23 protein-coding genes and 1 riboswitch are annotated in these 24,400 nt (G+C 73.0%); of the genes, 16 read left to right on the top strand and 7 right to left on the bottom strand.

The annotated features are described in order from the left end of the window. Window positions 1-8: 8 nt before the first annotated feature. The 3 genes from ESZ52_RS13440 to ESZ52_RS13430 all read right to left on the bottom strand — a co-directional run bounded on the left by ESZ52_RS13440 (window position 9) and on the right by ESZ52_RS13430 (window position 2,004). Window positions 9-1,088: a lysylphosphatidylglycerol synthase transmembrane domain-containing protein gene (locus ESZ52_RS13440; protein WP_131105377.1), complete on the bottom strand. Its 1,080-nt coding sequence runs from the start codon at window positions 1,086-1,088 to the stop codon at window positions 9-11. An 86-nt stretch (window positions 1,089-1,174) separates the two neighbouring features. After that, window positions 1,175-1,606, bottom strand: a complete 432-nt coding sequence (locus tag ESZ52_RS13435; RefSeq protein WP_131105376.1) for a hypothetical protein — start codon at window positions 1,604-1,606, stop codon at window positions 1,175-1,177. After that, on the bottom strand, window positions 1,603-2,004 hold the full coding sequence (locus ESZ52_RS13430; protein WP_131105375.1) for a hypothetical protein: 402 nt from the start codon (window positions 2,002-2,004) through the stop codon (window positions 1,603-1,605). The genes ESZ52_RS13435 and ESZ52_RS13430 overlap by 4 nt, the downstream gene beginning before the upstream one ends. 75 nt (window positions 2,005-2,079) lie before the next feature. Between ESZ52_RS13430 and pcrA the strand changes: the two genes are divergently transcribed. The 11 genes from pcrA (at window position 2,080) to ESZ52_RS13375 (ending at window position 13,732) form a co-directional block, all read left to right on the top strand. Then, window positions 2,080-4,671 carry a DNA helicase PcrA gene (gene pcrA / locus ESZ52_RS13425; protein ID WP_131105374.1) on the top strand — a complete coding sequence of 864 codons (2,592 nt, stop codon included), beginning with the start codon at window positions 2,080-2,082 and terminating at the stop codon, window positions 4,669-4,671. Between the two features lie 140 nt (window positions 4,672-4,811). After that, window positions 4,812-5,324, top strand: coding sequence for a cobalamin-dependent protein (locus ESZ52_RS13420; protein WP_131105373.1), 513 nt, complete (start codon window positions 4,812-4,814; stop codon window positions 5,322-5,324). 137 nt (window positions 5,325-5,461) lie between these two features. Then, a complete protein-coding gene (sucC, locus tag ESZ52_RS13415; protein WP_131105372.1) occupies window positions 5,462-6,676 on the top strand; it encodes an ADP-forming succinate--CoA ligase subunit beta in 1,215 nt (404 codons plus the stop codon). 37 nt (window positions 6,677-6,713) lie between these two features. Then, window positions 6,714-7,604, top strand: a complete 891-nt coding sequence (sucD, locus tag ESZ52_RS13410) for a succinate--CoA ligase subunit alpha (protein WP_131105371.1) — start codon at window positions 6,714-6,716, stop codon at window positions 7,602-7,604. A 103-nt stretch (window positions 7,605-7,707) separates the two neighbouring features. Further along, window positions 7,708-9,018: a cell division protein PerM gene (locus ESZ52_RS13405; protein WP_132974523.1), complete on the top strand. Its 1,311-nt coding sequence runs from the start codon at window positions 7,708-7,710 to the stop codon at window positions 9,016-9,018. 10 nt (window positions 9,019-9,028) lie between these two features. Further along, window positions 9,029-9,673, top strand: coding sequence for a phosphoribosylglycinamide formyltransferase (purN, locus tag ESZ52_RS13400; RefSeq protein WP_425600017.1), 645 nt, complete (start codon window positions 9,029-9,031; stop codon window positions 9,671-9,673). A 1-nt stretch (window position 9,674) separates the two neighbouring features. Further along, complete coding sequence (locus ESZ52_RS13395) at window positions 9,675-10,181, top strand: SRPBCC family protein (protein ID WP_131105368.1); 507 nt, start codon at window positions 9,675-9,677, stop codon at window positions 10,179-10,181. A gap of 1 nt (window position 10,182) precedes the next feature. Beyond that, window positions 10,183-10,261, top strand: a riboswitch (ZMP/ZTP riboswitch). A 27-nt stretch (window positions 10,262-10,288) separates the two neighbouring features. Beyond that, a complete protein-coding gene (purH, locus tag ESZ52_RS13390; RefSeq protein WP_202865345.1) occupies window positions 10,289-11,893 on the top strand; it encodes a bifunctional phosphoribosylaminoimidazolecarboxamide formyltransferase/IMP cyclohydrolase in 1,605 nt (534 codons plus the stop codon). 90 nt (window positions 11,894-11,983) lie between these two features. Then, on the top strand, window positions 11,984-12,526 hold the full coding sequence (locus ESZ52_RS13385) for a glycine cleavage system transcriptional repressor (protein WP_131105367.1): 543 nt from the start codon (window positions 11,984-11,986) through the stop codon (window positions 12,524-12,526). A gap of 24 nt (window positions 12,527-12,550) precedes the next feature. Further along, on the top strand, window positions 12,551-13,423 hold the full coding sequence (locus tag ESZ52_RS13380) for a bifunctional methylenetetrahydrofolate dehydrogenase/methenyltetrahydrofolate cyclohydrolase (protein ID WP_131105366.1): 873 nt from the start codon (window positions 12,551-12,553) through the stop codon (window positions 13,421-13,423). Window positions 13,424-13,492: 69 nt separating this feature from the next. Continuing rightward, window positions 13,493-13,732 (top strand): DUF3017 domain-containing protein, encoded by a 240-nt coding sequence (locus ESZ52_RS13375; protein ID WP_131105365.1) that lies wholly within the window; start codon window positions 13,493-13,495, stop codon window positions 13,730-13,732. A gap of 183 nt (window positions 13,733-13,915) precedes the next feature. Here ESZ52_RS13375 and ESZ52_RS13370 read toward each other — a convergent pair whose 3' ends face one another. Next, on the bottom strand, window positions 13,916-14,902 hold the full coding sequence (locus ESZ52_RS13370) for a malate dehydrogenase (RefSeq protein ID WP_131105364.1): 987 nt from the start codon (window positions 14,900-14,902) through the stop codon (window positions 13,916-13,918). A 236-nt stretch (window positions 14,903-15,138) separates the two neighbouring features. Between ESZ52_RS13370 and ESZ52_RS13365 the strand changes: the two genes are divergently transcribed. Then, window positions 15,139-15,594 carry a LysM peptidoglycan-binding domain-containing protein gene (locus ESZ52_RS13365; protein ID WP_131105363.1) on the top strand — a complete coding sequence of 152 codons (456 nt, stop codon included), beginning with the start codon at window positions 15,139-15,141 and terminating at the stop codon, window positions 15,592-15,594. A 68-nt stretch (window positions 15,595-15,662) separates the two neighbouring features. On the opposite strand, the gene ESZ52_RS13360 is transcribed toward ESZ52_RS13365, so the two are convergent. The 3 genes from ESZ52_RS13360 to ESZ52_RS13350 all read right to left on the bottom strand — a co-directional run bounded on the left by ESZ52_RS13360 (window position 15,663) and on the right by ESZ52_RS13350 (window position 18,763). After that, complete coding sequence (locus ESZ52_RS13360) at window positions 15,663-16,214, bottom strand: 2'-5' RNA ligase family protein (protein WP_202865344.1); 552 nt, start codon at window positions 16,212-16,214, stop codon at window positions 15,663-15,665. Between the two features lie 120 nt (window positions 16,215-16,334). Further along, window positions 16,335-17,492 carry a glycosyltransferase family 4 protein gene (locus tag ESZ52_RS13355; RefSeq protein WP_202865343.1) on the bottom strand — a complete coding sequence of 386 codons (1,158 nt, stop codon included), beginning with the start codon at window positions 17,490-17,492 and terminating at the stop codon, window positions 16,335-16,337. A 119-nt stretch (window positions 17,493-17,611) separates the two neighbouring features. Beyond that, a complete protein-coding gene (locus ESZ52_RS13350) occupies window positions 17,612-18,763 on the bottom strand; it encodes a mannose-1-phosphate guanylyltransferase (protein WP_131105362.1) in 1,152 nt (383 codons plus the stop codon). Window positions 18,764-18,787: 24 nt separating this feature from the next. Between ESZ52_RS13350 and ESZ52_RS13345 the strand changes: the two genes are divergently transcribed. The 4 genes from ESZ52_RS13345 to ESZ52_RS13330 all read left to right on the top strand — a co-directional run bounded on the left by ESZ52_RS13345 (window position 18,788) and on the right by ESZ52_RS13330 (window position 24,289). Beyond that, window positions 18,788-19,945, top strand: a complete 1,158-nt coding sequence (locus ESZ52_RS13345; RefSeq protein WP_131105361.1) for a quinone-dependent dihydroorotate dehydrogenase — start codon at window positions 18,788-18,790, stop codon at window positions 19,943-19,945. A 20-nt stretch (window positions 19,946-19,965) separates the two neighbouring features. Next, window positions 19,966-21,549 carry an acyl-CoA mutase large subunit family protein gene (locus ESZ52_RS13340; RefSeq protein ID WP_131105360.1) on the top strand — a complete coding sequence of 528 codons (1,584 nt, stop codon included), beginning with the start codon at window positions 19,966-19,968 and terminating at the stop codon, window positions 21,547-21,549. Window positions 21,550-21,653: 104 nt separating this feature from the next. After that, window positions 21,654-22,973, top strand: a complete 1,320-nt coding sequence (locus tag ESZ52_RS13335) for an amidohydrolase (RefSeq protein WP_337590172.1) — start codon at window positions 21,654-21,656, stop codon at window positions 22,971-22,973. A gap of 140 nt (window positions 22,974-23,113) precedes the next feature. Next, window positions 23,114-24,289 (top strand): BMP family lipoprotein, encoded by a 1,176-nt coding sequence (locus ESZ52_RS13330; RefSeq protein ID WP_131105359.1) that lies wholly within the window; start codon window positions 23,114-23,116, stop codon window positions 24,287-24,289. The last annotated feature ends 111 nt before the right edge of the window (window positions 24,290-24,400 follow it).

Below are 24,400 nucleotides of genomic sequence, written 5' to 3'. Positions count from 1 at the left end.
CACCAGGCTCAGGGGACGGCAGGTCGTCGTCCCTGCACCCGCCACGCGACCAGCGCCGCCACGCCGAAGGGCACGACCACCAGGTGGGCGTAGATGGCGTAGAGCAGGGCGGTGGCCGAGGCGGCCCCGGCGCTGCCGCCGAGGACGACGAGCAGACCGGCGGTGCCGACCTCGGTCACGCCCAGCCCGCCGGGCGTGACGGCCACGGCCGTGAGCATCTGCCGGAAGGTGTAGGCCGCGATCAGCTCGGCCAGCGGCAGGTCCAGGCCCACGGAGCGGGCGGCCAGCCAGTAGAGGCCGAAGAGCAGGACGAACTGACCCGTCATGCCCAGGGTCATCTTCAGCCCCCCGTGCCGCACCACCGAGGCGATGCGGCGCCGCTGGTCGGTGATGACCTGGTCGACGCGACGCAGCCGGGTGCCCCGGCCGAACCAGCCGGCGACGGTGTGCACCAGCGTGACGATCTGCGCCGACACGGTGTCGGAGAAGACCATCAGGCAGGCCACGACGAGCACCCCGGTGCCGACGGCACCGGCGATCAGCGCGCCGTTGATGACGATGCGTGGCGCGTCGATCGGCCCCGCCACCAGCACCAGGGCGCCGATGACCGGCAGCGCGATGCGGGCCAGCAGGTTCCACAGGCCGGTCACCAGCAGCGAGGAGGAGATCTCCCGCTTCAGGAAGCCCCAGGAGCGGAACATCATGAACTGCAGCGCGAAACCGATGGCGGCGCCCAGGGGCAGCACGTTGGCGACCAGGGAGCTGACCGCGTTGGCCTGGAACCCCTGGCGGTGCCCCAGCCCCGGCAGGGACCCGGTCAGCACCCAGGTGTAGCAGGCCAGGGCCCCCACGAGCAGTGCGGCCATCGCCAGGGCGTCGGGCGCGCGGACGCGGGAGAGCTGGGCCCAGATCTCCGCCCACGAGGTGTCCAGGAAGTAGGGCAGCCCGTAGGCGATGAGCAGGACGACGAGGACCAGGCCGACCAGGGTCCGGGCGAGGTCCTTCCAGCCCAGCGCCGGCAGCGCCGACCCACCGCCGTGGTCCTCACCGCCGTGGTCCTCGGCGCTCTCGTCGACCGCGCGACTCATCGCACCCCCTTGCACCCACCCAGGATGTCACGACCCCGTCTCCCGCCGCTGCAACGGCGCGGCGGCCGCACGGCTCCCGCCACCGGCTAGTCAGGCCCGGCAGCGGCCCGTGCACCGCGGTCGGAGAGCAGCCACCACAGGCCCAGGACGGGCAGCACCAGGGGGAGGAAGAGGTAGCCGCGCCCGAAGGTGCTCCAGACCGTGGCGTCCGGGAACATCTGCGGCGCCAGGACGCTCCACGTCCCCACGACGAGCACGCCGACCAGCTCGACCGTCAGGGCGATCGTGCTCACCCACCAGGCGGCGCGGCCGCGCACGGACAGCGACACCAGGATGACGACGTAGACCAGGGCGGCGAAGGCGGACAGCCCGTAGGCGAGGGGTGCCTCCTCCCAGCGGGTGGAGATCTGGGCGGCCGAGCGAGAGACGGTGCCGATGACGAAGATCAGGTAGAGCGCGAGGATGACCCGGCCCGGACCGTGCCGACGGTCTCCCGCGTGGGCGGTCGGCCGCCTCATGCGCCCGGCACCAGGCCGATGCCGGCCCAGATCTGCGCCGTGCGGGCGGCCATCACCGCGACGACCCCGGCACCGACGGCCAGCACGACCGTGCTCCACCGGCTGGGCTCCTCGCGGGCCCAGATGATCGCCAGCGCGGGCAGCAGCAGGATCGTGACGAGGTAGGCCCACAGCTCCCAGGCCGGCCCTTCGGGGGACTGGCCGTCGAGCTGCCGGACCAGGTACCAGGCGCAGTAGGCGGTGACCGCCGCCTGCATCAACCAGGTCAGCCCGAGCGTCAGCCGACCGGGCGGTCGCCCGTTGATGGCGCTGATCGCGCAGACCCCGGCCACGACGAGACCGCCGACGAGCAGGGCGATCGTGGGCCCGTCGAGATAGGCGGAGGAGCTGGAGGTCACGGGGCACAGGGTAGGCCGCGGGGCTGGGGAGGATGGCACCGGGACGGTCAGCCGGCCCGCCTAGGATGGACGGTGATGAGCGGCCTCTTCGATCACCTTCCCTTCGACGAGCCGGTCCCCCCGATGAGCTCGACCGCGGCCAGCGGCCATGTCCGGGAGGCCGGCGCGGTCGACGACCGCGGTGTCCCCGCCTGGGCGGTGGCGGGGGAGGAGCCGCCCGCCGGTGCGGCACGCCGTTCCGGTATGCCGCCCGAGGGTGCCGGAGGCGGCGCGTCGCGGCGGCACGGGGAGGGTCGTTCGGTGGCGGAGCTGCTCGCCGGCCTCAACGACCCCCAGCGGGAGGCCGTGGTCCACGAGGGCAGCCCGCTGCTCATCGTCGCGGGGGCAGGCTCGGGCAAGACCCGGGTCCTCACCCACCGGATCGCCTACCTGCTGGCCCACCGGCACGTCCACCCCGGCCAGGTCCTGGCCATCACCTTCACCAACAAGGCCGCCGCCGAGATGCGGGAGCGCGTCGCAGCCCTGGTGGGCCCGCGGGCCAAGGCCATGTGGGTCTCCACCTTCCACTCGGCGTGCGTGCGGATCCTGCGCCGCGAGGCCCAGACGGTGGGCCTCCGGTCCTCGTTCACCATCTACGACGCGGCGGACAGCCAGCGGCTCATGGGCATGGTCATCCGCGACCTCGACCTGGACCCCAAGCGCTACCCGGCCCGCGCCTTCCTGGCCAAGGTGTCCAACGCCAAGAACGAGCTCATCGACGAGGAAAGCTTCGCCAGCGCCGCCGCGGGCAACGCCTACGAGCAGAAGGTGGCCGAGGCGTACACGCTCTACCAGCGCCGGCTGCGGGCCGCCAACGCGCTGGACTTCGACGACATCATCACCACCACGGTGCACCTGCTCCAGGCCTTCCCGGCCGTCCGCGAGCACTACCGCCGCCGGTTCCGGCACGTCATGGTCGACGAGTACCAGGACACCAACCACGCCCAGTACGTGCTGGTCCGCGAGCTCGTGGGCCAGCTCGGCGACATCGTCGACGGGGGCGACCGGGCGCTGCCCCCCGCGGAGCTGTGCGTGGTCGGCGACGCCGACCAGTCCATCTACGCCTTCCGGGGCGCCACGATCCGCAACATCGTGGAGTTCGAGCAGGACTACCCCGATGCCCGGACCATCCTGCTGGAGCAGAACTACCGCTCGACCTCGACGATCCTGGCGGCGGCCAACGCGGTGATCGCCCGCAACCCCAAGCGTCGCGACAAGCGGCTGTGGACCGACGCGGGGGAGGGGCCGAGGATCGTCGGGTACGTCGCGGACAGCGAGCACGACGAGGCCTCCTTCGTCGCCCGGCGCATCGACGAGCTGGGGGACGAAGGAGGCGTCCGACCCGGGGACGTGGCCGTCTTCTACCGGACCAACGCCCAGTCCCGCGCCCTGGAGGAGGTCCTGGTGCGCACCGGGCTGCCGTACAAGGTGGTCGGCGGCACCCGGTTCTACGAGCGGCGTGAGGTCAAGGACGCCCTGGCCTACCTCCGGGTCATCGCCAACCCCGCCGACGACGTCAACCTGCGGCGCATCCTCAACACCCCCAAGCGCGGGATCGGCGACCGGGCGGTGGCGGCGGTGGGCGCGCTCGCGGAACGGGAGCGGATCCCCTTCGTGGCGGCCCTCGGGCGGGCGGAGGACGCGCCGGCGATCGCGACCCGGTCCGCCGCGGCCATCCGGGGCTTCACCCAGCTCCTGGAGGGGCTGGGCGACCTCGCCGGGGAGGAGGGCACCGGCATCGGCGACCTGCTGGAGGCGATCCTGGACCGGACCGGCTACCTCGCCGAGCTGCGGGCCAGCACGGACCCGCAGGACGAGACCCGCGTGGAGAACCTCACCGAGCTGGTGACGGTGGCCCGGGAGTTCGACGACAACTACCCGGAGGGTGGGCTCGTCGACTTCCTCGAGCAGGTCTCGCTGGTGGCCGACGCCGACGAGATCCCCGACGAGGAGGGCAACAGCTCCGGTGTGGTGACGCTGATGACGCTGCATACCGCCAAGGGGCTGGAGTTCCCCGTCGTCTTCCTCACCGGGCTGGAGGACGGCACCTTCCCGCACCAGCGCAGCCTGGACGACCCGCAGGAGCTGGAGGAGGAGCGCCGGCTCGCCTACGTCGGCATCACCCGGGCCCGGGAGCAGCTGCACCTGTCCCGGGCCGGCACCCGGTCCGCCTTCGGCAGCCCGCAGTGGTTCCCGCCCTCGCGCTTCCTCGACGAGATCCCGGACGAGCTCATCACCTGGCAGCGCACCGACGCCGACCGGATGAGCATGACCGGCCGCCGCTCCGCGGCCGAGGGTATGGCGTGGGGCGGCCGGGACGGCGGGCCTGGTTGGGGCCGCGGCCCGCTGGGTGCCGGTCAGGGCGGAGGACGGTCCGGGAGCGGTGGCCGGGCGGCGGTGGTCCGCCTCGACCCCCGGGGCAGCGCCCCCCGCAAGGAGCGCAGCGAGGCGGAGACGGCCGAGCTCGACGCCCTGTCCGACGGTGACCGGGTCAACCACGACACCTTCGGTCTGGGCACGGTCGTCCGCGTCGAGGGCACCGGCCGCCACCGGATGGCCCACGTCGACTTCGGCGAGGCAGGCGTCAAGCGCCTCCTCCTGCGCGTCGCCCCGCTGGTCAAGCTCTGACCCCTGGGTCCGGCCGGGAACCCTCCGCGCACGACCACCGGGCGCACCCGGCGACCGCCCGACCGCGCGCCACCACCGCTGACCGCATCCTGCCCGGACCGCGCACGGACCAGCCGGGGCGCTGCGATAGTCTGCAGACCATGTCATCCTCACCGTTGCGCGTGATCGTGGCCAAGCCGGGTCTCGACGGTCATGACCGAGGCGCCAAGGTCGTGGCCAGGGCCCTGCGGGACGCCGGGGTCGAGGTGATCTACACGGGGCTGCACCAGACCCCCGAGCAGATCGTCGAGGCGGCCCTGGCCGAGGACGCCGACGCCGTCGGCCTGTCGGTCCTCTCCGGCGCCCACCTGACCCTCTTCCGCAAGGTCATCGACCTGCTGGGGGAGCGGGACGCCGCGGACGTGGTCGTCTTCGGCGGCGGCATCATCCCCGCCGCGGACATCCCGGTCCTCAAGGAGATGGGGGTCGCCGAGGTGTTCACCCCCGGTGCCAGCCCGTCCGCGATCACCCGGTGGGTGCGCGAGCACCTCGCCCGCGACGAGTCGGGCGACCCGGGCGGTCCGAGCGACTCCGGCAACTCGAGCAGCGCCGGCGACTCGGGCAGCTCGGCGGACCAGCTCGACCGCGGCGCCGGGGCGACCGCCGGGGCCTGACCCACGGGGCCGACCAGCCAGCACGCCCGACCCGCCGGCGGCATACCCCCACCCCATACCCACGGCATACCGACCGCACACCCTCCTCAGCACTGCACACCTCACCCACCACCACTCACACGATGGGAAGCTGACTCGTGGATCTGTTCGAGTACCAGGCACGCGACATGTTCGAGAAGCACGGTGTGCCCGTGCTCGCCGGGGCGACCGCCGACACGCCTGAGGAGGCCCGCGCGGCCGCCGAAGAGGTCGGCCGGCTCTCCGGCGGAGTGACGGTCGTCAAGGCCCAGGTCAAGACGGGGGGCCGCGGCAAGGCCGGCGGGGTCAAGGTCGCCAAGTCGGCGCCCGAGGCCCAGATCGCCGCCGAGCAGATCCTCGGCATGGACATCAAGGGGCACACCGTGCACCGCGTGATGATCGCCCAGGGCGCGCGGATCGCGGAGGAGTACTACTTCTCCCTCCTGCTGGACCGCGCCAACCGCTCGCTGCTGGCCATGTGCAGCAAGGAGGGCGGGATGGAGATCGAGCAGCTGGCGGTCGAGCGCCCCGAGGCCCTCGCCAAGGTGGAGGTCGACGCCAACACCGGCATCGACGAGGCCAAGGCCCGCGAGATCGTGGCCGAGGCCGGCTTCGAGGACGACGTCGCCGCCAAGATCGTGCCGGTGCTGCAGCGCCTGTGGGACGTCTACCGCGAGGAGGACGCCACGCTGGTCGAGGTGAACCCGCTGGTCAAGACGGAGGACGGAGAGATCGTCGCGCTCGACGGCAAGGTCACCCTCGACGCCAACGCGGACTTCCGCCAGCCCGAGCACGCCGACCTGGAGGACAAGGCGGCCGCCGACCCCCTCGAGGCCAAGGCCAAGGAGCTCGGCCTCAACTACGTCAAGCTCGACGGTAACGTCGGGATCATCGGCAACGGCGCGGGCCTGGTCATGTCCACCCTCGACGTGGTGGCCTACGCCGGGGAGCAGCTGCCCGGCGAGGGCGACGACGGCCCTCTCGCCTCGCCGGCCAACTTCCTCGACATCGGCGGCGGCGCCTCGGCCGAGGTGATGGCCAACGGTCTGGACGTCATCCTGGGCGACGAGCAGGTCCAGGCCGTCTTCGTCAACGTCTTCGGCGGCATCACCGCCTGCGACGCGGTCGCCAACGGCATCGTCCAGGCGCTGCAGATCCTCGGCGACGAGGCGACCAAGCCGCTCGTGGTCCGGCTGGACGGCAACAACGTCGAGGAGGGCCGGCGCATCCTCACCGAGGCCAACCACCCGATGGTGACCCTGGCCGAGACCATGGACGGCGGCGCCCAGAAGGCCGCCGAGCTGGCCGCCGCCGGCACCGCCACCAGCAACTGACCCCCCACACGAGACACAAGGACATCGAGAGAGCACCATGGCGATCTTTCTGAACAACGACTCCAAGGTCATCGTGCAGGGCATGACCGGCTCCGAGGGGATGAAGCACACCCAGCGGATGCTCCGCTCGGGCACCGCCATCGTCGGTGGCGTCAACCCGCGCAAGGCCGGCCAGACCGTCGACTTCGAGGACGGCGTGCAGGTCCCGGTCTACGGCACCGTCGCCGAGGCGATGGCAGCGAGCGGGGCCGACGTCTCGGTGGTCTTCGTGCCGCCGGCCTTCACCAAGAGCGCGGTCATCGAGGCCGTCGACGCCGGTATCCCGCTGGTGGTCGTCATCACCGAGGGCATCCCCGTGCGCGACAGCGCCGAGTTCTGGGCCTACGCGCGAGACAAGGGCACGACGCGCATCATCGGCCCCAACTGCCCCGGCCTGATCAGCCCCGGCCAGTCCAACGCCGGCATCATCCCCGCCGACATCACGGGCACCGGTCCCATCGGCCTGGTCTCCAAGTCCGGCACGCTGACCTACCAGATGATGTACGAGCTGGGTGACCTCGGCTTCACCACCGCCGTCGGCATCGGTGGAGACCCGATCATCGGCACCACCCACATCGACTGCCTGCAGGCCTTCGAGGACGACCCGGACACCAAGGCGATCGTGATGATCGGCGAGATCGGCGGCGACGCCGAGGAGCGGGCGGCCGACTACATCAAGGCCCACATCACCAAGCCCGTCGTCGGCTACGTCGCCGGCTTCACCGCCCCGGAGGGCAAGACCATGGGCCACGCCGGCGCCATCGTCTCCGGCTCCTCCGGCACCGCTCAGGCCAAGAAGGAGGCCCTGGAGGCCGCCGGGGTCAAGGTCGGCAAGACCCCCTCGGAGACCGCCATGCTGATGCGGGAGATCATCGACGGCCTCGGCTGACCCGGTCCAGGCAGCCCGACGGCGCCCGGTCGCACCCAGTGCACCGGGCGCCGCGGCATGTCTGCGGCGCGCCTCCCGGTCGCGGGCCGCACCGTCCGTGAGCATGGAGGCGATGACTGTGCTGGAGCGCTCCGAGACGACCCCCACGCCCGGCCCCGAGCCGCAGCGGGCCCCCGTGCTCACCGTCCGACGGGTCGGGGAGGTCCTCGGCGCAGCGGTGGCCGGCGCGGTGTGCGTCGCGCTCGGGGTGCTGATCCTGGCGATCCCGACCCTGCTCGCGTGGGCCGGCGACGAGCGCAGCACCGCCAGCCTCTGGCAGAGCGCCGGCGTCTCCGTCGACCTGTGGGCCCTGGCGCACCGCGCCCAGGTCGTCACGCCCGTGGCGGAGGTCGTCTTCGCACCCTTGCTGCTCACCGCACTACCGCTCCTGCTGTGCTGGTATGCCGCCCGTCAGGTCATCCTCAGCCGCCCCGGGCTCGCGCAGCGGGTCCCGCACATCGGCGGCTGGCGCTCGGCCTGGCACGCCCTGGGCGCCACCGACGCCACGGTCTTCGTCCTCTCCTACCTGGCCGCCTCCCTTGCGCTGGCCCACACCGCCAGCTTCGGGATCGCGCCGGTCCGGCTGCCCAGCCTCGTCCCCGGTGCCGTCCTCATCCCGCTGGCCGCCGTCGCCCTGGTGTGGTGGCGGGACCACCGGCGCGAGGAGCACCCCGCGGTCGATGCCGGGATGGCCTGGGTGCGCGACCGCACGCCGGTGCTGATCCGGAGGGCGGTGCCGCCCGCGCTGGAGGTGCTGGTCGCGCTGGCCGCGGTGTGCTTCCTGCTGGTGCTGGGCCTGCTGCTGCTGCGCGGTGAGCGGATCCTCAGCCTCTACGGCAGCCTCGACGCCGGCGTCACGGGCACCGCTGTGCTCACGCTCGCTCAGCTCGCCGCCCTCCCCAACCTCATGGTGTGGGCGCTGGGCTGGCTCTCCGGGGCCGGGCTGACCGTCGGCACGGTGCACGTCGGCTGGTCCCACTCCACCGCCGGCGACCTGCCGCTCATCCCGGTGCTCGGCGCCCTCCCGGAGCCCGGGACCCTGCCGCCCGGGATGTGGGCGATGGTCCTCGTCCTGGCCGGGGCCTGGATCGGCTACCGGGCCGTCGAGGTCACCTCCCGGCTCTCCTCGTGGTGGACCAAGGCCCAGGTCGCGCTCGGCGCGTCCGCGGTCGTCGGTGCGGCCACGCTCGTCCTGGGCTGGCTGGCCACCGGTGGGCTGACCCCGGGGCGGCTCGGCCGCGTCGGCGTGGAGCCCGGGCTCCTCGCCGGGCTGCTGACTCTCGAGGTGGCCGCCGGGGCGCTCGCCGTCGTCACCCTGCTGCACCTCGTCCGGGCCCGCCGCCTCTCGCGCCCGGCCGCCTCCTCGCCCTCCTAGACTGCCGAGCGTGACCCCACCACCCCGGACGCCCGTCGTCGTCCTCGTCTCCGGCAGCGGCACCCTGCTCCAGGCTGTGCTCGACGCCAGCGCCGACCCCGGCTACGGCGTCGAGGTGGTCGCCGTCGGGGCCGACCGCGACGGGATCGAGGGGCTGGCCAGGGCGCGGCGGCACGGCATACCCACCTTCGTGGAACGGTTGGCGGACCACCCGGACCGGGCGACCTGGGACCGGGCGCTGGCCGACGCGATCGGCGCCTACGCGCCCGCCCTGGTCGTGTGCGCCGGGTTCATGAAGATTGTGGGGGAGCCGGCGCTCTCGCGCTTCCGCATCGTCAACACCCACCCGGCCCTGCTGCCCAGCTTCCCCGGCGCGCACGGCGTGCGGGACGCCCTGGCGCACGGGGTCAAGGTCACCGGGGCGACGCTCTTCGAGGTCGACGCCGGCATCGACACCGGGGGGATCCTGGCCCAACGGGCGGTCGAGGTGCGCGAGGACGACACCGAGGAGAGCCTGCACGAGCGGATCAAGGTCGTGGAGCGGGCGATGCTCGTCGAGCTGCTCCCACGGCTGGTCGGAGAGGCCGCGCACCGCCCCGACGAGCCTGGTCGACCCGGGGCACCCGACCGACCCGGCGCACCCGACCGGTCCTGACATGGGCCAGGAGGCGAACGAGGTCCGGCTCACCCGCTCGGTCATCGTGGCGGCGCCCCGCCAGCAGGTGTGGGACCTGGTCGTCACCCCGGAGGGCATCGACCACGAGCTGCGCCCCGTGCTCTCGATGACCATGCCGGCCCGGCACCGGGGCAAGACCGTCGACACCGTGCCGGTCGGGGTGCCGCTGGGCCGGGCCTGGCTGCGCCTCGCGGGCCTGGTGCCGGTCGACTTCGACCACCTGCAGCTGGTGTCGGTGGAGCCGCCCCACCGGTTCCACGAACGCTCCTGGATGCTCAGTGCCCGCGTCTGGGAGCACCGGCGCAGCCTCGAGGACCTGGGGGAGGGGCGCACCCGCGTGACCGACGAGCTGACGATGGTGCCGCGCGTGCCCCTGCCGGCACCGGCACGGGCCGTCGTGCGGCGCGGCCTCGACGCGCTCTTCGCGCACCGGCACCGGCGGCTCCGCGCCCGGCTGGCTGCGGAAGCTCCCGAGAAGGCCCACTAGACTGACCGCACACGACTGGCGCGGGTGGGTCACCACCGGGGAGTGAGAGTTCGTGGGCATCGCCCGCCTGGGTGCCCGCCGAGCCCAGCCACCGCGAGGAGAACTCCGTGACCACCAGCCAGCACACCGACCGCCGCCCGATCCGCCGCGCCCTCGTCTCCGTCTACGACAAGACCGGGTTGGATGAGCTGGCCCTAGGCCTGCACGAGGCGGGCGTCGCGATCGTGTCCACCGGCTCGACCGCCGGGCGGATCGAGGGGGCCGGCGTCCCCGTCACCCGGGTCGAGGAGCTCACCGGCTTCCCCGAGTGCCTCGACGGCCGGGTCAAGACGCTGCACCCGCGCGTGCACGCCGGCATCCTGGCCGACACCACCAACCCCGACCACCTGACCCAGCTCGAGGACCTCGGCATCGAGGCCTTCGACCTCGTGGTCGTTAACCTCTACCCCTTCACCGAGACCGTGCAGTCCGGCGCCAGCCAGGACGAGTGCGTGGAGCAGATCGACATCGGTGGCCCCTCGATGGTGCGCGCCGCCGCCAAGAACCACCGCAGCGTCGCCGTGGTGACCAGCCCCACGGCATACCCGCAGCTCCTCGAGACCGTCGGGGCGGGCGGCAGCACGCTCGACGAGCGTCGGGCGCTGGCTGCCCAGGCGTTCGTGCACACCGCCAGCTACGACGTCGCCGTCGCCTCCTGGATGCTGGCGCAGGCACCGGACGACACCAACGCGCCGTCATCTGGCACCGGCTTCCCGGCGTGGGTCGGCGCGACCTGGGAGAAGAAGGCGGTGCTGCGCTACGGCGAGAACCCGCACCAGCGGGCCGCCCTCTACACCGACGGCTTCGCGCCGCACCCCGGTCTGGCGCAGGCCGAGCAGCTCGGCGGCAAGGAGATGTCCTACAACAACTACCTCGACGCCGACGCCGCGTGGCGGGCCGCGCACGACCACGGCGACCAGCCGACGGTCGCAATCATCAAGCACGCCAACCCGTGCGGGATCGCGGTCGGCACCGACATCGCCCGGGCGCACGCCAAGGCGCACGCCTGCGACCCGCTCTCGGCCTTCGGCGGCATCATCGCGGCCAACCGACCGGTGACCGTGGCGATGGCCGAGCAGGTCAAGGACGTCTTCACCGAGGTGGTCCTCGCCCCCGACTTCGAGCCCGGGGCGCTGGAGCTGCTGCGCACCAAGGCCAACCTGCGTCTGCTCACGGTGGCGCCCCCGGCGCGCGGCGGCGTCGAGACCAGGCGCATCTCCGGTGGCCTGCTCATGCAGTCCGTCGACACCGTCGAGGCCGAGGTGGAGGACGGCGGCGACGACGCCTCCCGCTGGCGGCTGGTCGCCGGCGAGGCCGCCGACGAGGCGACCGTCGCCGACCTGCAGTTCGCCTGGCGGGCCGTCCGGGCGACGAAGTCCAACGCGATCCTGCTGGCCGACGACGGCGCCTCCGTCGGGGTCGGTATGGGGCAGGTCAACCGGGTGGACTCCTGCCACCTGGCGGTGAGCAGGGCGGGCGAGCGGGCGACCGGCTCGGTCGCGGCCTCGGACGCCTTCTTCCCCTTCGCCGACGGGCTCCAGGTGCTGCTCGGCGCCGGCGTGCGCGCGGTCGTGGCCCCCGGCGGCTCGATCCGGGACGAGGAGGTCGTCGAGGCGGCCCGCGCGGCAGGGGTGACGCTGTACTTCACCGGCACCCGCCACTTCGCCCACTGAGCCGCGTGGGCGGGCTCGCTGCCCGCCCTCACCCATCGCTCTCCTGGCTCGTCGCCCCCACGGCCTGGCCTGCGCCGCTACGCTCGGGCCATGACCACACTCGTCATAGCCGTCATCGGTGAGGACCGGCCCGGGTTGGTGAGCGCCCTCTCGGACGTCGTGGCGGAGCACGGCGGCAGCTGGGGCCGCAGCCAGCTCTCCGAGCTCGCCGGGACCTTCGCCGGCATCGTCACCGTCGAGGTCGCGGCCGACGCGGTCGAGCCGCTGGAGGGTGCGCTGCGCGGGCTGCAGGGGGTGCTGGAGACCAGCGTGCGCCGCCTCGGCGCGGACCCGCCGCCGCAGCCGGCCGACGGTCCGGTCGCCCATCTGGACCTCGTCGGCCATGACCAGCCGGGCATCGTGCGGCAGATCACCGGCGTCCTCGCTGCTGCCGGCGTCTCGGTGGAGCGGCTGCAGAGCGCGGTGGTGCCGACCCCCCAGGGAGGAGGGGACATCTTCCAGGCTCGGGCGGTGCTGCGGGCACCGGAGGGAGCGGACCTGGACGGGCTGCGCTCGGCGCTGGAGGAGCTGGCGCAGGAGCTGCAGGTGGACCTGACCTTCGGCGAGGAGGACGAGGGCCCGGACTGGGGCTGACTGGCACGCCCTAGACTCGGCGGCATGACGGCGACGGTGCTTGACGGCAGGGCGGTCCTCTCCACGATCAAGGACGAGCTGCGGGCACGGGTGGCCAGGCTCGCCGAGCAGGGCGTGGTCCCCGGCCTGGCGACGGTCCTGGTCGGGGAGGACCCGGCCAGCGCCTGGTACGTCGGCGCCAAGCACAAGGACTGCGCCGAGATCGGCGTCCACTCCCTCCGCAAGGACCTGCCCGCCGACACCCCCCTCGAGGAGGTGCTCGCGGTCGTGGACGAGCTGAACGCCGACCCGGCCGTCACCGCATACCTCGTCCAGCAGCCCACCGGCCTGGACGAGTTCGCGATCCTCTCCCGCGTCGACCCGGTCAAGGACGTCGACGGCCTGCACCCGTTCAACCTGGGGTCGCTGGTGATGAACGAGCCGGCGCCGCTGCCGTGCACGCCCGTGGGCTGCGTGGAGCTGCTCCGCCGGTATGACGTGCCGCTGGCCGGTGCGGAGGTGGTGGTGGTCGGACGGGGGCTCACCGTCGGGCGTCCGCTGGGGCTGATCCTGACCCGCCGCAGCGAGAACGCGACCGTCACGCTGTGCCACACGGGCACCCGGGACCTGGCCGCGCACACCCGGCGGGCCGACATCATCGTCTCGGCGGCGGGGGTGCCCGACATCATCACCCCGGACATGGTCAAGCCTGGCGCGGCGGTGCTGGACGTCGGCGTCGCCCGACGGGACGGCAAGATCGCCGGCGACGTCCACCCCGACGTCGCCGAGGTCGCCGGCTGGCTCACCCCCAACCCCGGCGGGGTCGGCCCGATGACGCGGGCGATGCTGCTCGCCAACGTCGTCGAGGCGGCGGAACGAGCCGCCGAGCGTGGCGCCCTCGCGGCGTCCGCCCGCTGACCCGCGGCGGTGGGCACCGGGGACCGGAGGGATAGGCTGGCGGCGGCGCGCCGGGCCCAGCCCCTCGGCGTGTGGTGGTTCGGGGTCGCCGGGCTGGTGCTGTCCCTGGCGCTGCTCATGGGGCAGAACCTGCGCGCCTACGGGGTCGCGCTCGGCGCGACGCTCGGGGCGCTGGCGCTGCTCCGCGCCACCCTGCCCGCGCGGCTGACCGGCGGGCTGTCCGTCCGCCGCCGCTGGGTCGACGTCACCACCCTGCTCGTGCTGGGGGCCGCCGTGGCGCTGCTGGCCACCAACCTGCGGCAGGTGTAGGAGCGCACCCCCTCGGGCGGGCGCTGTCGACCAGGTGCGGGGCGCTCAGCAGGGATGCGCGGAAACGGTGCGTCACATCCGTCGCCGCGACGACGGATGTGACGCACCGTTGGTGCACCAGGGTGCTCTGCTCGGGCGAGCCCGGTTGGTCGAGCCCGGTTGTCGAGCCCGGTGGGACTCAGCTCAGATGAGACCCAGCTCGGTGACGGCGGTCCGCTCCTCGTCGAGCTCGGCCACGGAGGCGTCGATCTTGCCGCGCGAGAAGTCGTCGATGTCCAGCCCCTGGACGATCTCCCAGCTCCCGTCACGGGTGGTGACCGGGAAGGAGCTGATGAGGCCCTCGGCCACGCCGTAGGAGCCGTCGGAGCGGACGGCCATGGAGACCCAGTCGTCGGCGGGGGATCCGAGGAGCCAGTCGCGGGTGTGGTCGATGGTGGCCGACGCCGCGGAGGCGGCGGAGGAGGAGCCGCGTGCCTCGATGATCGCGGCGCCACGCTTGGCCACGGTCGGGATGAAGGTGTTCTCCAGCCAGTCCTGGTCCCCGACGGCCTCGGCGGCGTTGCGGCCGGCGACCTTGGCGTGGAACAGGTCCGGGTACTGGGTCGCCGAGTGGTTGCCCCAGATGGTCATGTGCGAGATGTCGCTGACCGGCGCCCCGACCTTGGCCGAGAGCTGGGCGATGGCCCGGTTGTGGTCCAGCCGGGTGAGCGCGCTGAACCGCTCGGTCGGGATGTCGGGGGCGTTGCTCATCGCGATGAGCGCGTTGGTGTTCGCCGGGTTGCCGGTCACCGTGATCCGGATGTCGTCGGCCGCGTGGTCGTTGAGGGCCTTGCCCTGCGCGGTGAAGATGGCGCCGTTGGCCTCGAGCAGGTCGCCACGCTCCATCCCCTTGGTGCGCGGGCGGGCGCCGACCAGCAGGGCGATGTTGGCGCCGTCGAAGACCACGTTCGGGTCGTCGCCGATCTCGACACCGGACAGGAGCGGGAAGGCGCAGTCGTCCAGCTCCATCACCACACCCTCCAGGGTCTTCAGGGCGGGCGTGATCTCCAGCAGGCGCAGCTGGACAGGGGTGTCCTTGCCCAGCAGCTCGCCGGAGGCGATGCGGAAGAGGAGGCTGTAACCGATCTGGCCGGCAGCGCCGGTGACGGCGACCTTGACGGGAGAGTTCACGAGGGTGCCCTTCGCTCGACGTGTGGGATGGGCGGCGCTGCGGGTGCCGCCTGCGCCGACGCTAGCACCCGGGCCGGCGGTTCCCGTGCGGGGTCTCGTGCTGGTCTGCGAGCGTGGATCGCGCGTGGACGCTGGCCTGGCCCGCTCCGCAGCGGTAGCCCGGTAGCGGGAGGAGCGACTACCGTGGGGGCGCCATCCACCAGCACAGCTCACCACCTATACCGAGGGGGCCGCCCATGGGACTGTTCGACAAGGTTCGGCAGGTGCTCGCCAGAGTCGAGAAGGTGCTCCCCGGCACCGGCCGGGCCTCCGACGAGCCTCGCGGGCAGAAGACGGGGCGGGAGGCCACGCAGCAGAGGCCGCCCGCACCTGTCACCGCGCAGCCGGCGCACGAGCCGACCGCTGTCGCGCAGACGTCAGCACCGGCATCGTCCCCGGTCCAGGAGCGCGCAACCTCTGAAGCCCCAGACGTGCCTGACGCTCCTGAAGCCGCTGCCACACCTCACACCGCCGCCGCTGACACACCGGCGGCGGAGCCGCGCCGCTACCGCACCCACACCCTCCTGCCGGGCCAGAGCCTGGCGGATGTCGCCGAGCAGCACGGCGTGAGCGTGGAGGACGTGGCCGAGCTCAACGGCGTGGACCCCGAGCTGGTCTTCGCCGGGCAGGTCTTCCGGATCCCGCACGCCTGACCCGGGGCGTGCAGTCTCACCGGGCAGTCCCACCGGGCAGTCCCACCGGGCAGGCCCGCCTGGCGGGCTCAGCCCCGGGCCGCTCCCATCGGGAAGTCCTGCAGCGGTGACCACAGCTCGTCGCCGCGGTGCCCGTAGAGCCGGAAGGCCTCGACCTGGAAGGTGCAGCTGAAGCCGGCGAGGTCGGCGAACACCCGGTCCAGCACGCTGTGCGGCAGGTCGTGGGCGAGGGTGACGTGGGGGTGGTAGGGGAAGCTGAGCTCGCGCCCCAGGGGACCGGAGCGCACGTCGCGCTCGAGCTGCTCGCAGCTGGCCACACCCTGGGCGACCTGCACGTACACCACGTCGGAGACCGGGCGGAAGGTGCCCGTGCCGCGCAGGATCACCTCGAAGGGGGTATGCCGTGCAGCCACCTGGCTCAGGTGCGCCCGCACGCCGTCCATGGCGGCGGAGGTCGTCGCGGTCGGCGGCAGCAGGGTGATGTGGGTCGGGATGTGCTGCGCCCGGGTGTCGCCGTAGTCGACCCGCAGCTGGCGCAGGTGCTCACCCCACGGCTCGGGGACCGGGATGGCGACCCCGATGACCACATCCCTGAAAGTGGTCGGGTCCTCGCTGGTCACGGTGGTCCACCCTACCCAGAGGCGGGCCGGGACAGGGGGTGGAGGGTACGGCTGGAAGGTGCGGCTGAACCCTGCGGCTGAAGGGTGGGGTGACACCCGGTGACGCGACGCCTACTGGCCTCAGGCCACGACCGGCCGGACAGCGCGGTGCACGACCGAGGAGTAGTGGTCGAGCAGCTGGTCGACGAGGGCCGGCCAGGAGCGCTCCTCCACCCTGGCCCGCCCCGCACGCCCGAGCTGCTGCCGCAGCGCCGCGGCCGCCGGCCCGACGAGCGGCTCGACCGCAGCCCGCAGGGCACCGGGACGGTCGGGGTCGAAGAGGTGGCCGGTGCGGCCCACGTCCACGAGGTCCACCGGCCCACCCCTGGCGGGCGCCACCACGGGCAGCCCGGCCGCAGCCGCCTCCTGCAGGGTCTGTCCGAAGGTCTCCCGGGTCCCGGTGTGCACGAAGACGTCGAAGGCGGCGTAGGCCTGCGCCAGGGCGGCACCCTCTCGGCGGCCGAGGAAGACCGCCCCCGGGAGCAGGGACTGCAGCAGGTCGCGGCTGGGACCTTCACCCACCAGCACCAGCCGGGCGTCCGGGAGCCGGGACAGCTCGGCCAGGCGGTGCAGCTCCTTCTCCGGGGCCAGCCGTCCGACATACCCCAGGAGCGTCTCCCCGTGCGGAGCCAGCTCGCGCCGCAGCGCCGCGACACCCGCGTCGGTGCGCCGGTCGGGATGGAACAGCTCGGAGTCCACGCCTCGGCCCCACAGCGCGATACGGGGGACCTGGTGGGCGGCGAGGTCGGCCAGCGCGGCGCTGGAAGGGGCCAGGGTGAGGTCGGCCTGGTCGTGGATGCGGCGGATCCAGCGCCAGGCGGCCCGCGCGGTCAGCTCACCGGCCGGCCCGGCGTGCTGGCGGATGTAGGAGGGCATGTCGGTCTGGTAGATCGCGACCGAGGGGATGCCCAGGGCCCGGGCGGCGGTCAGCCCGCGCACGCCCAGCACGAACGGCGAGGCGACGTGCACGACGTCGGGACGGAACCGGTGCAGCACGGTCTCCAGCTCGTAGGAGGGCAGACCGACCCGGAACTGGCGGACCGGGACGCTGGTGACCGTGTGGACCGGGAACCCGGCGTGGTACTGCGGCGTCGGGACCGGGCTCCACGGGCTGGTCCCCGGCGCCACGACGAGCGCCTCGTGGCCCTGCAGGCGCAGGCACTCCAGCACCTTGCACACGCTGGTGGTGACCCCGTTGAGCGCGGGCAGGAAGGACTCGGTGACGATAGCGACCCTCACGTGCTCCAGCCTGTCCACGCCAGGTGCGCCCTGGGCGACGGTAGGGGGTGTGTCGGGTGAGCGTCGGATGACCAGTGGGTGTCCGAGCCCGTCGCGTACCCGGCGTCGGGGTCCGGTGCTCAGGTCAGATCCCCCCGTCCGCGCTCCTGGAGGGCCGCCACCACGGCCTTGACGTCCTGGCAGCGCTCGCGCGTGGTGACCAGGACGGCGTCGGGCGTGTCCACGACGACGACGTCGTCGAGCCCCAGGGTGATGACCATCCGCCCACCCTGCGCAGCCACCAGCCCGGTGGACCCGTCGCTCAGCAGGTGCTCGCCGGGGCCCAGCACCCGCAGCCCCGGGTGCTCCGCGCTCTCGGGCAGCAGGGCGGCCAGCGAGGCGAAGTCGCCGATGTCGTCCCAGGCGAACCTGGCCGGCAGCACCCGTACCCGTCCCGCGGCCGCGGCCGGCTCGGCGACCGCGTGGTCGATGGCGATCCTGGTCAGCGAGTCCCACCGGCTGGTGACCAGGTCGGGCTGGGCCGCGATCTCGCGCAGCGTGCGGACCATCTCCGGATGTCCCGCCTCCAGCAGCTCCAGCAGCGTGCGGGCCTGCACCACGAACATCCCGGCGTTCCACAGGTGGGCCCCGCCCGCGAGGTACTCGGCGGCGCGCTGCGCGTCCGGCTTCTCCACGAACGCCTCGACCTGCCGCAGGTCAGGTGCGCCCGGCACGGGTGCTTCCGCACCCACCTGGATGTAGCCGAAACCGGTCGCGGGATGGGTCGGCGAGATGCCGAGCGTGACCAGAGCCCCGGTCCGGGCCGCGGCGACCGCCTGCTGCACGACCCCGTGGAAGGCGGGCTCGTCGCCGATGACATGGTCGGCCGCGAACGAGCCCAGCACGGCGTCCGGGTCCTGGCGCTCCAGCACCGCCGCGGCCCAGCCGATCGCGGGCATCGAGTCCCGGGGCGCCGGCTCCACCAGCACCTGCTCGGGTGCCAGGCCCGGCAGCTGCGCTCGGACGGCCTCCTCGTGCCGGGCGCCGGTCACCACCAGCACCCGGTCCCCGGCCAGCGGCCGGAGCCGGTCGACCGTCGCCTGCAGCAGCGACCGTCCGCTGCCGGTGAGGTCGTGCAGGAACTTGGGCGCACCGCTGCGCGACAGCGGCCACAGCCGGGTGCCGGACCCCCCGGCCGGGATGACGGCGGTGAAGCCGTCGAGCGGGTCAGCCTGGCCTGCTGGCCCGGGCTCGCGCCCCCCGTCCCGCGGTGCGTCGGCAGCTGTGTCCACGCTGGTCAGTCTAGGGTTGCGGCCATGGCCGAGCCTGACCGCCACACCGTCGTGACACCCACCCGCGACCCTTCCGCAGACCGGACCACCGGTCGGAGCGGCACCATCCACCCGGAGGGACGCGCGCTCGCCCGTGCAGCCGCCGGGGCGGCATACCGGCACGTGGCCCGGCCCCTGCTCTTCCGGCTGGACGCCGAGGTGGCCCACCACGGCACCGTCGTGGCGGCCGAGCTGCTGGGCCGCACGCCGCAGACCCGGGCGCTCGCCTCGCTGGTGGGGTATGCGGTGGGCGGCGTCTCCTCGCCGGTGGAGCTGCTCGGCCTGCGCTTCCCGCACCGGGTGGGTCTGGCGGCCGGCATGGACAAGGACGGGCGCGGCGCCGCGACCTGGGGCGCCCTCGGCTTCGGGCACGCGGAGCTGGGCACGGTGACGCCCCGGCCGCAGGGCGGCAACCCACGGCCGCGGCTGTTCCGGCTGCCGCAGAGCCAGGCTGTGATCAACCGGATGGGCTTCAACAACGCCGGCGTCGAGGCGATGGCCGGCCGGCTGCGCTCCGCCCGGGACCAGGGTCTGGTCACGATCCCGGTGGGCGTGAGCATCGGCAAGAACAAGGACACCCCTGTCGAGGACGCAGTGTCGGACTACCTGACCTGCGTGCGCGTGCTCGACGGGCTCGCGGACTACCTGGCGGTCAACGTCTCCAGCCCCAACACCCCTGGCCTGCGCTCCCTGCAGGACGCCGAGCCCCTAGGGGAGCTGCTGCGCGCGGTCGTGCAGGCCGCCGGTGAGACACCCGTGCTCGTCAAGCTGGCCCCCGACCTCAGCGACGCGGCCCTGGACGAGGCCCTCGACGTGGCGCTCGCCGCCGGGGTCTCCGGGATCATCGCGATCAACACCACCCTGGACCGCTCCGCGGTCGCGCCCGAGGAGGCCGCGCTGGCGCAGGCGCAGGCCGGTGGGCTGTCCGGGGGGCCCCTGACCTTCCGGGCCCGGGAGGTGGTGCGGCAGGTGCGCTCGCGCACCGACCTGCCGGTGGTCGGGGTCGGTGGTGTGCTGACCGGGTCGGACGCGGCCGCGCTGGTCCAGGCAGGAGCCGACCTCGTCCAGCTCTACTCCGGGCTGGTCTACGCCGGTCCGACGCTCGTGGCGGACGTGACGGACGCGACGTCAGGCACCGGCTGAGACCTCGCTAGGCTGAGCCCATGGCTGAGTCGACGACGGAGTCCGGGTTGCCCTTCAAGGCCGTGTACGGCCCGGCTGACCTGGACGGTTTTGACCCGGGGAACGCCCTGGGAGAGCCCGGGTCCTACCCCTTCACCCGCGGGGTCTACCCCTCGATGTACACCGGGCGCCCGTGGACCATGCGTCAGTACGCCGGCTTCGGCACCGCGACCGAGTCGAACGCCCGCTACCGAGAGCTGGTCGCCAACGGCACCGGTGGCCTGTCGGTGGCCTTCGACCTGCCGACGCAGATGGGCTACGACTCCGACCACGCGCTCGCCTCGGGGGAGGTGGGCAAGGTCGGGGTCGCGATCGACTCGATCGACGACATGGCCCTCCTCTTCGACGGCCTGCCGCTGGACGAGGTGTCGACCTCGATGACCATCAACGCCCCGGCGTCCACGCTGCTGCTGATGTACCAGCTGGTCGCGGAGGGCAACGGCATCCCCGCGGCCAAGCTGACCGGCACGATCCAGAACGACGTGCTCAAGGAGTACATCGCCCGCGGCACCTACATCTACCCGCCCGCCGAGTCGCTGCGGCTGATCTCGAACATCTTCGCCTACTGCCAGGCTGAGATCCCGCGGTGGAACACGATCTCGATCTCCGGCTACCACATGGCCGAGGCCGGGGCCACGCCCGCGCAGGAGATCGCCTTCACCCTGGCCAACGCCAAGGCCTACGTCCAGGCCGCGGTCGACGCCGGGCTGCACGTCGACGACTTCGCGCCGCGCCTGTCCTTCTTCTTCGTCGCCCGCACCACGCTGCTGGAGGAGGTCGCGAAGTTCCGCGCGGCCCGCCGCATCTGGGCGCGGATCATGAAGGAGGAGTTCGGGGCCAAGAACCCCAAGTCGATGATGCTGCGCTTCCACACCCAGACCGCCGGGGTCCAGCTGACCGCCCAGCAGCCCGAGGTCAACCTGGTCAGGGTCGCCGTCCAGGGCCTGGCCGCCGTGCTCGGCGGGACCCAGTCGCTGCACACCAACTCCTTCGACGAGGCGATCGCGCTGCCGACGGCCAAGGCCGCCCGGCTCGCGCTGCGCACCCAGCAGGTCCTGGCCTACGAGACCGATGTCACCAAGACGGTGGACCCGTTCGCCGGCTCCTACGTCGTGGAGAGCCTCACCGACGACGTGCAGGGCGCCGCGGAGGCGCTGATCGCCGCCGTCGACGAGCGCGGTGGGGCGGTGCACGCCATCGAGCAGGGCTTCCAGAAGAGCGAGATCGAGCGCTCCGCCTACGAGAACGCCCAGCAGATCGACACCGGCGAGCGGGTCGTCGTGGGGCAGAACCGTTACACCATCGACGAGGACGAGGACTACGAGCCGCTGCGGGTGGACCCGACCATCGAGGCCCAGCAGGGGGAGCGCCTGGAGACGTTGCGCCGCGAGCGTGACAACGCCGAGGTCGAGCGTCGGCTGGACGAGATGCGCGCGGCCGCGCAGGGCAGCGACAACGTGCTCTACCCGATGCGGGAGGCGCTGCGCGCCCGGGCCACCGGTGGCGAGGTCGCCGACGCGCTGCGGGAGGTCTGGGGCGCCTACGTCCCCCGCGAGACCTTCTAGGGCGCCCAGCGCGGTTCTCGACCCCAGCCCGGCCGGTGTCCTGGGCCGGGGGAGGGCAGGGCGTATCGTGGAGACGTTCACGAACCCTTCAGGAGCCTGACCCTGTGACCCCCGACGCCTCCGAGACGCTGACCACCCAGCTGACCACCCAGCCGAGCAGCCCGCGCACCACCCGCGCGACGCACCACTCCGGCGACGCGACCGGTGAGGTCGGCGCCACCACCCACGCGGACCTGGTGGGGCGGGTGGCGGTGGAGGTGGACGCGATCTCGGAGCAGCTGCTGCAGTGGAGGCGCGAGGTGCACCAGCACCCGGAGGTCTCCTGGCAGGAGGAGCGCACCACGGCGCTCGTCACGGGCGTGCTGAGCCAGGGCGGTGCCCGGGTCCGCCGGCTGCCCGGCACCGGGGCCCTGGTCGAGATCGGGCACGCCGAGCCCGAGGTCCGGGTCGGCCTGCGGGCCGACCTGGACGCGCTGCCCATCGACGAGGTGACCGGGCTGCCCTTCGCCTCGCAGGTCCCGGGCGCCTGCCACGCCTGCGGCCACGACGTGCACACCGTCGGGGTGCTGGGCGCGGGTCTGGCCCTGCTGGCCATGCAGGAGGAGCTCGTCGCCCGCCGGGTCGCCGTGCGGCTCATCTTCCAGCCGGCCGAGGAGACCCACCCCGGTGGCGCGCTGAAGGTGCTGGAGCAGGGTGGCCTGGAGGGGGTCGACCGGCTTCTCGCGGTGCACTGCGACCCCTCGGTCGACGTCGGCCACATCGGGCTGCGGGTGGGCCCGATCACCGCCGCCTCCGACATGGTCCACGTCGCCCTCACCGGGCGCGGCGGGCACACCTCCCGTCCGCACCTCACCCAGGACCTGACCTACGCCCTGGGCAAGGTGGTCACCGAGGTCCCTGCGGCGTTGACCCGCCGGCTGGACCCGCGGGCCGCCGCGGTCCTGGTCTGGGGCAAGGTCCAGGCCGGGTCCGCTCCCAACGTCATCCCCACCCGGGGCGAGGCCTCCGGCACGCTGCGGATGCTCGACGCCGAGACCTGGGAGACGGTCCGGCCGCTCTTCACCGACATCGTCGAGTCCGTCGTCTCCCCCTACGGCGTCACCGCCACCATCACCTACACCCAGGGCGTGCCCCCGGTCGAGAACGAGAACGCCTCGGTCGTCGCGCTGTCCCGGGCCGCCATGCTGCTGCTCGGGGCGACCAGCGTCGAGCCGACCAAGCAGTCGATGGGTGGGGAGGACCTGGGCTGGTACCTGCAGCAGATCCCGGGCGCGATGGCCAGGCTGGGCACCCGCACGCCGGGCGGGCCAACCTTCGAGCTGCACCAGGGCGACCTCGTCGTGGACGAGGGCGCGGTGCTGGTGGCCGCCAAGGTCCTGGCGGCCTCCGTCTTCACCTCGCTCGGCCCCGCAGGGCTGCAGTGACCTGAGCCCGCGAGGGCGTTCGAGCACGCGCAGGTCACGAGTTCGTCACTCTTTGCTCAGGCGGTGGACAGGTGCGTGGAGTAAGCGCGCGGGCGGGATAGCATGTGGGCGTCCATCTCCCGTGACAGAAGGAGCATCCCGTGCGCCGGGTTCTCAAGCTTGCCGCCGCCGGTGCGGCCGCCACCCTCGTCCTCGCCGCCTGTGGCGAGGCCCCCGAAGACGACGCCCCGGCCGCCACCGGCAACGGCGCCACCACCGACACCGGTGCAGACACCGACAACGGTGCGGAGACCGACGACGGCGCCGAGACCGGCGAAGCAGCCGCTCCGGAGGACGCCGCCGACTTCCTGGCCTGCATGGTCTCCGACTCCGGTGGCTTCGACGACCAGTCGTTCAACCAGTCCGGCAAGGAAGGCATGGACGCCGCCGAGGCCGAGCTGGGCATCTCCACCCAGGAGGTGGAGTCCCAGTCCGACGCCGACTACACCACGAACGTGGGCAACCTGGTCAGCCAGGGCTGCAACCTGACCATCGGGGTCGGCTTCCTGCTCGAGGACGCCATCCAGGAGGCCGCCGAGGCCAACCCGGACACCAACTTCGCGCTCATCGACTCCGCCTTCTCCGACGAGAACTTCGAGGCGGTCGAGGTGGACAACGCCCGGCCGATCCTGTTCAACACCGCCGAGGCCAGCTTCCTGGCCGGCTACCTGTCCGCCGGCATGTCCGAGACCGGCACCGTGGCCACCTTCGGTGGTATGCAGATCCCCTCCGTGTCGATCTTCATGGACGGCTTCGTCGACGGCGTGAACCAGTACAACGAGGACAACGACGCGGACGTCACCGCCCTCGGCTGGGACAAGGACGCCCAGAACGGCACCTTCTCCGGTGACTTCGAGAACCAGAGCCAGGGCCAGACCCTGACCGACCAGTTCATCGCGCAGGGCGCAGACATCGTCATGCCGGTCGCCGGCCCGGTCGGCCTGGGTGCCGCAGCCGCTGCCGACTCCGCCGGTGACGTCAAGATCGTCTGGGTCGACTCCGACGGCTACCTCACTGCCGAGGGCTACGACCACCTGATGCTCACCTCCGTGGTGAAGCAGATCGGTCCGGCGGTCCACGAGACCATCCGGCAGACCCTCGAGGGCGGGTTCACCAACGAGCCCTACGTCGGCACCCTGGAGAACGAGGGCGTCGGCCTGGCTCCCTTCCACGACTTCGAGTCCGAGGTCCCCCAGGAGCTGAAGGACAAGATCGAGGAGTACAAGCAGCAGATCATCTCCGGCGAGCTCGTCATCGAGACGCCGAACGCGCCCTGACGCTGAGGACTCCGACGAAACGCTGACCCTCCTGCTCCGCTGAGCGAGGCGTCAACCGTGGTAGCGGCCCGGCCCGGTGGGCCGGGCCGCTACGCTGTCCCGGCGGCGGAA

Source organism: Ornithinimicrobium sufpigmenti (assembly GCF_004322775.1).
GTDB lineage: Bacteria > Actinomycetota > Actinomycetes > Actinomycetales > Dermatophilaceae > Ornithinicoccus > Ornithinicoccus sufpigmenti.
Note: the sequence above shows the minus strand (reverse complement) of the source record. Positions and strands in the feature narration are given on the sequence as shown.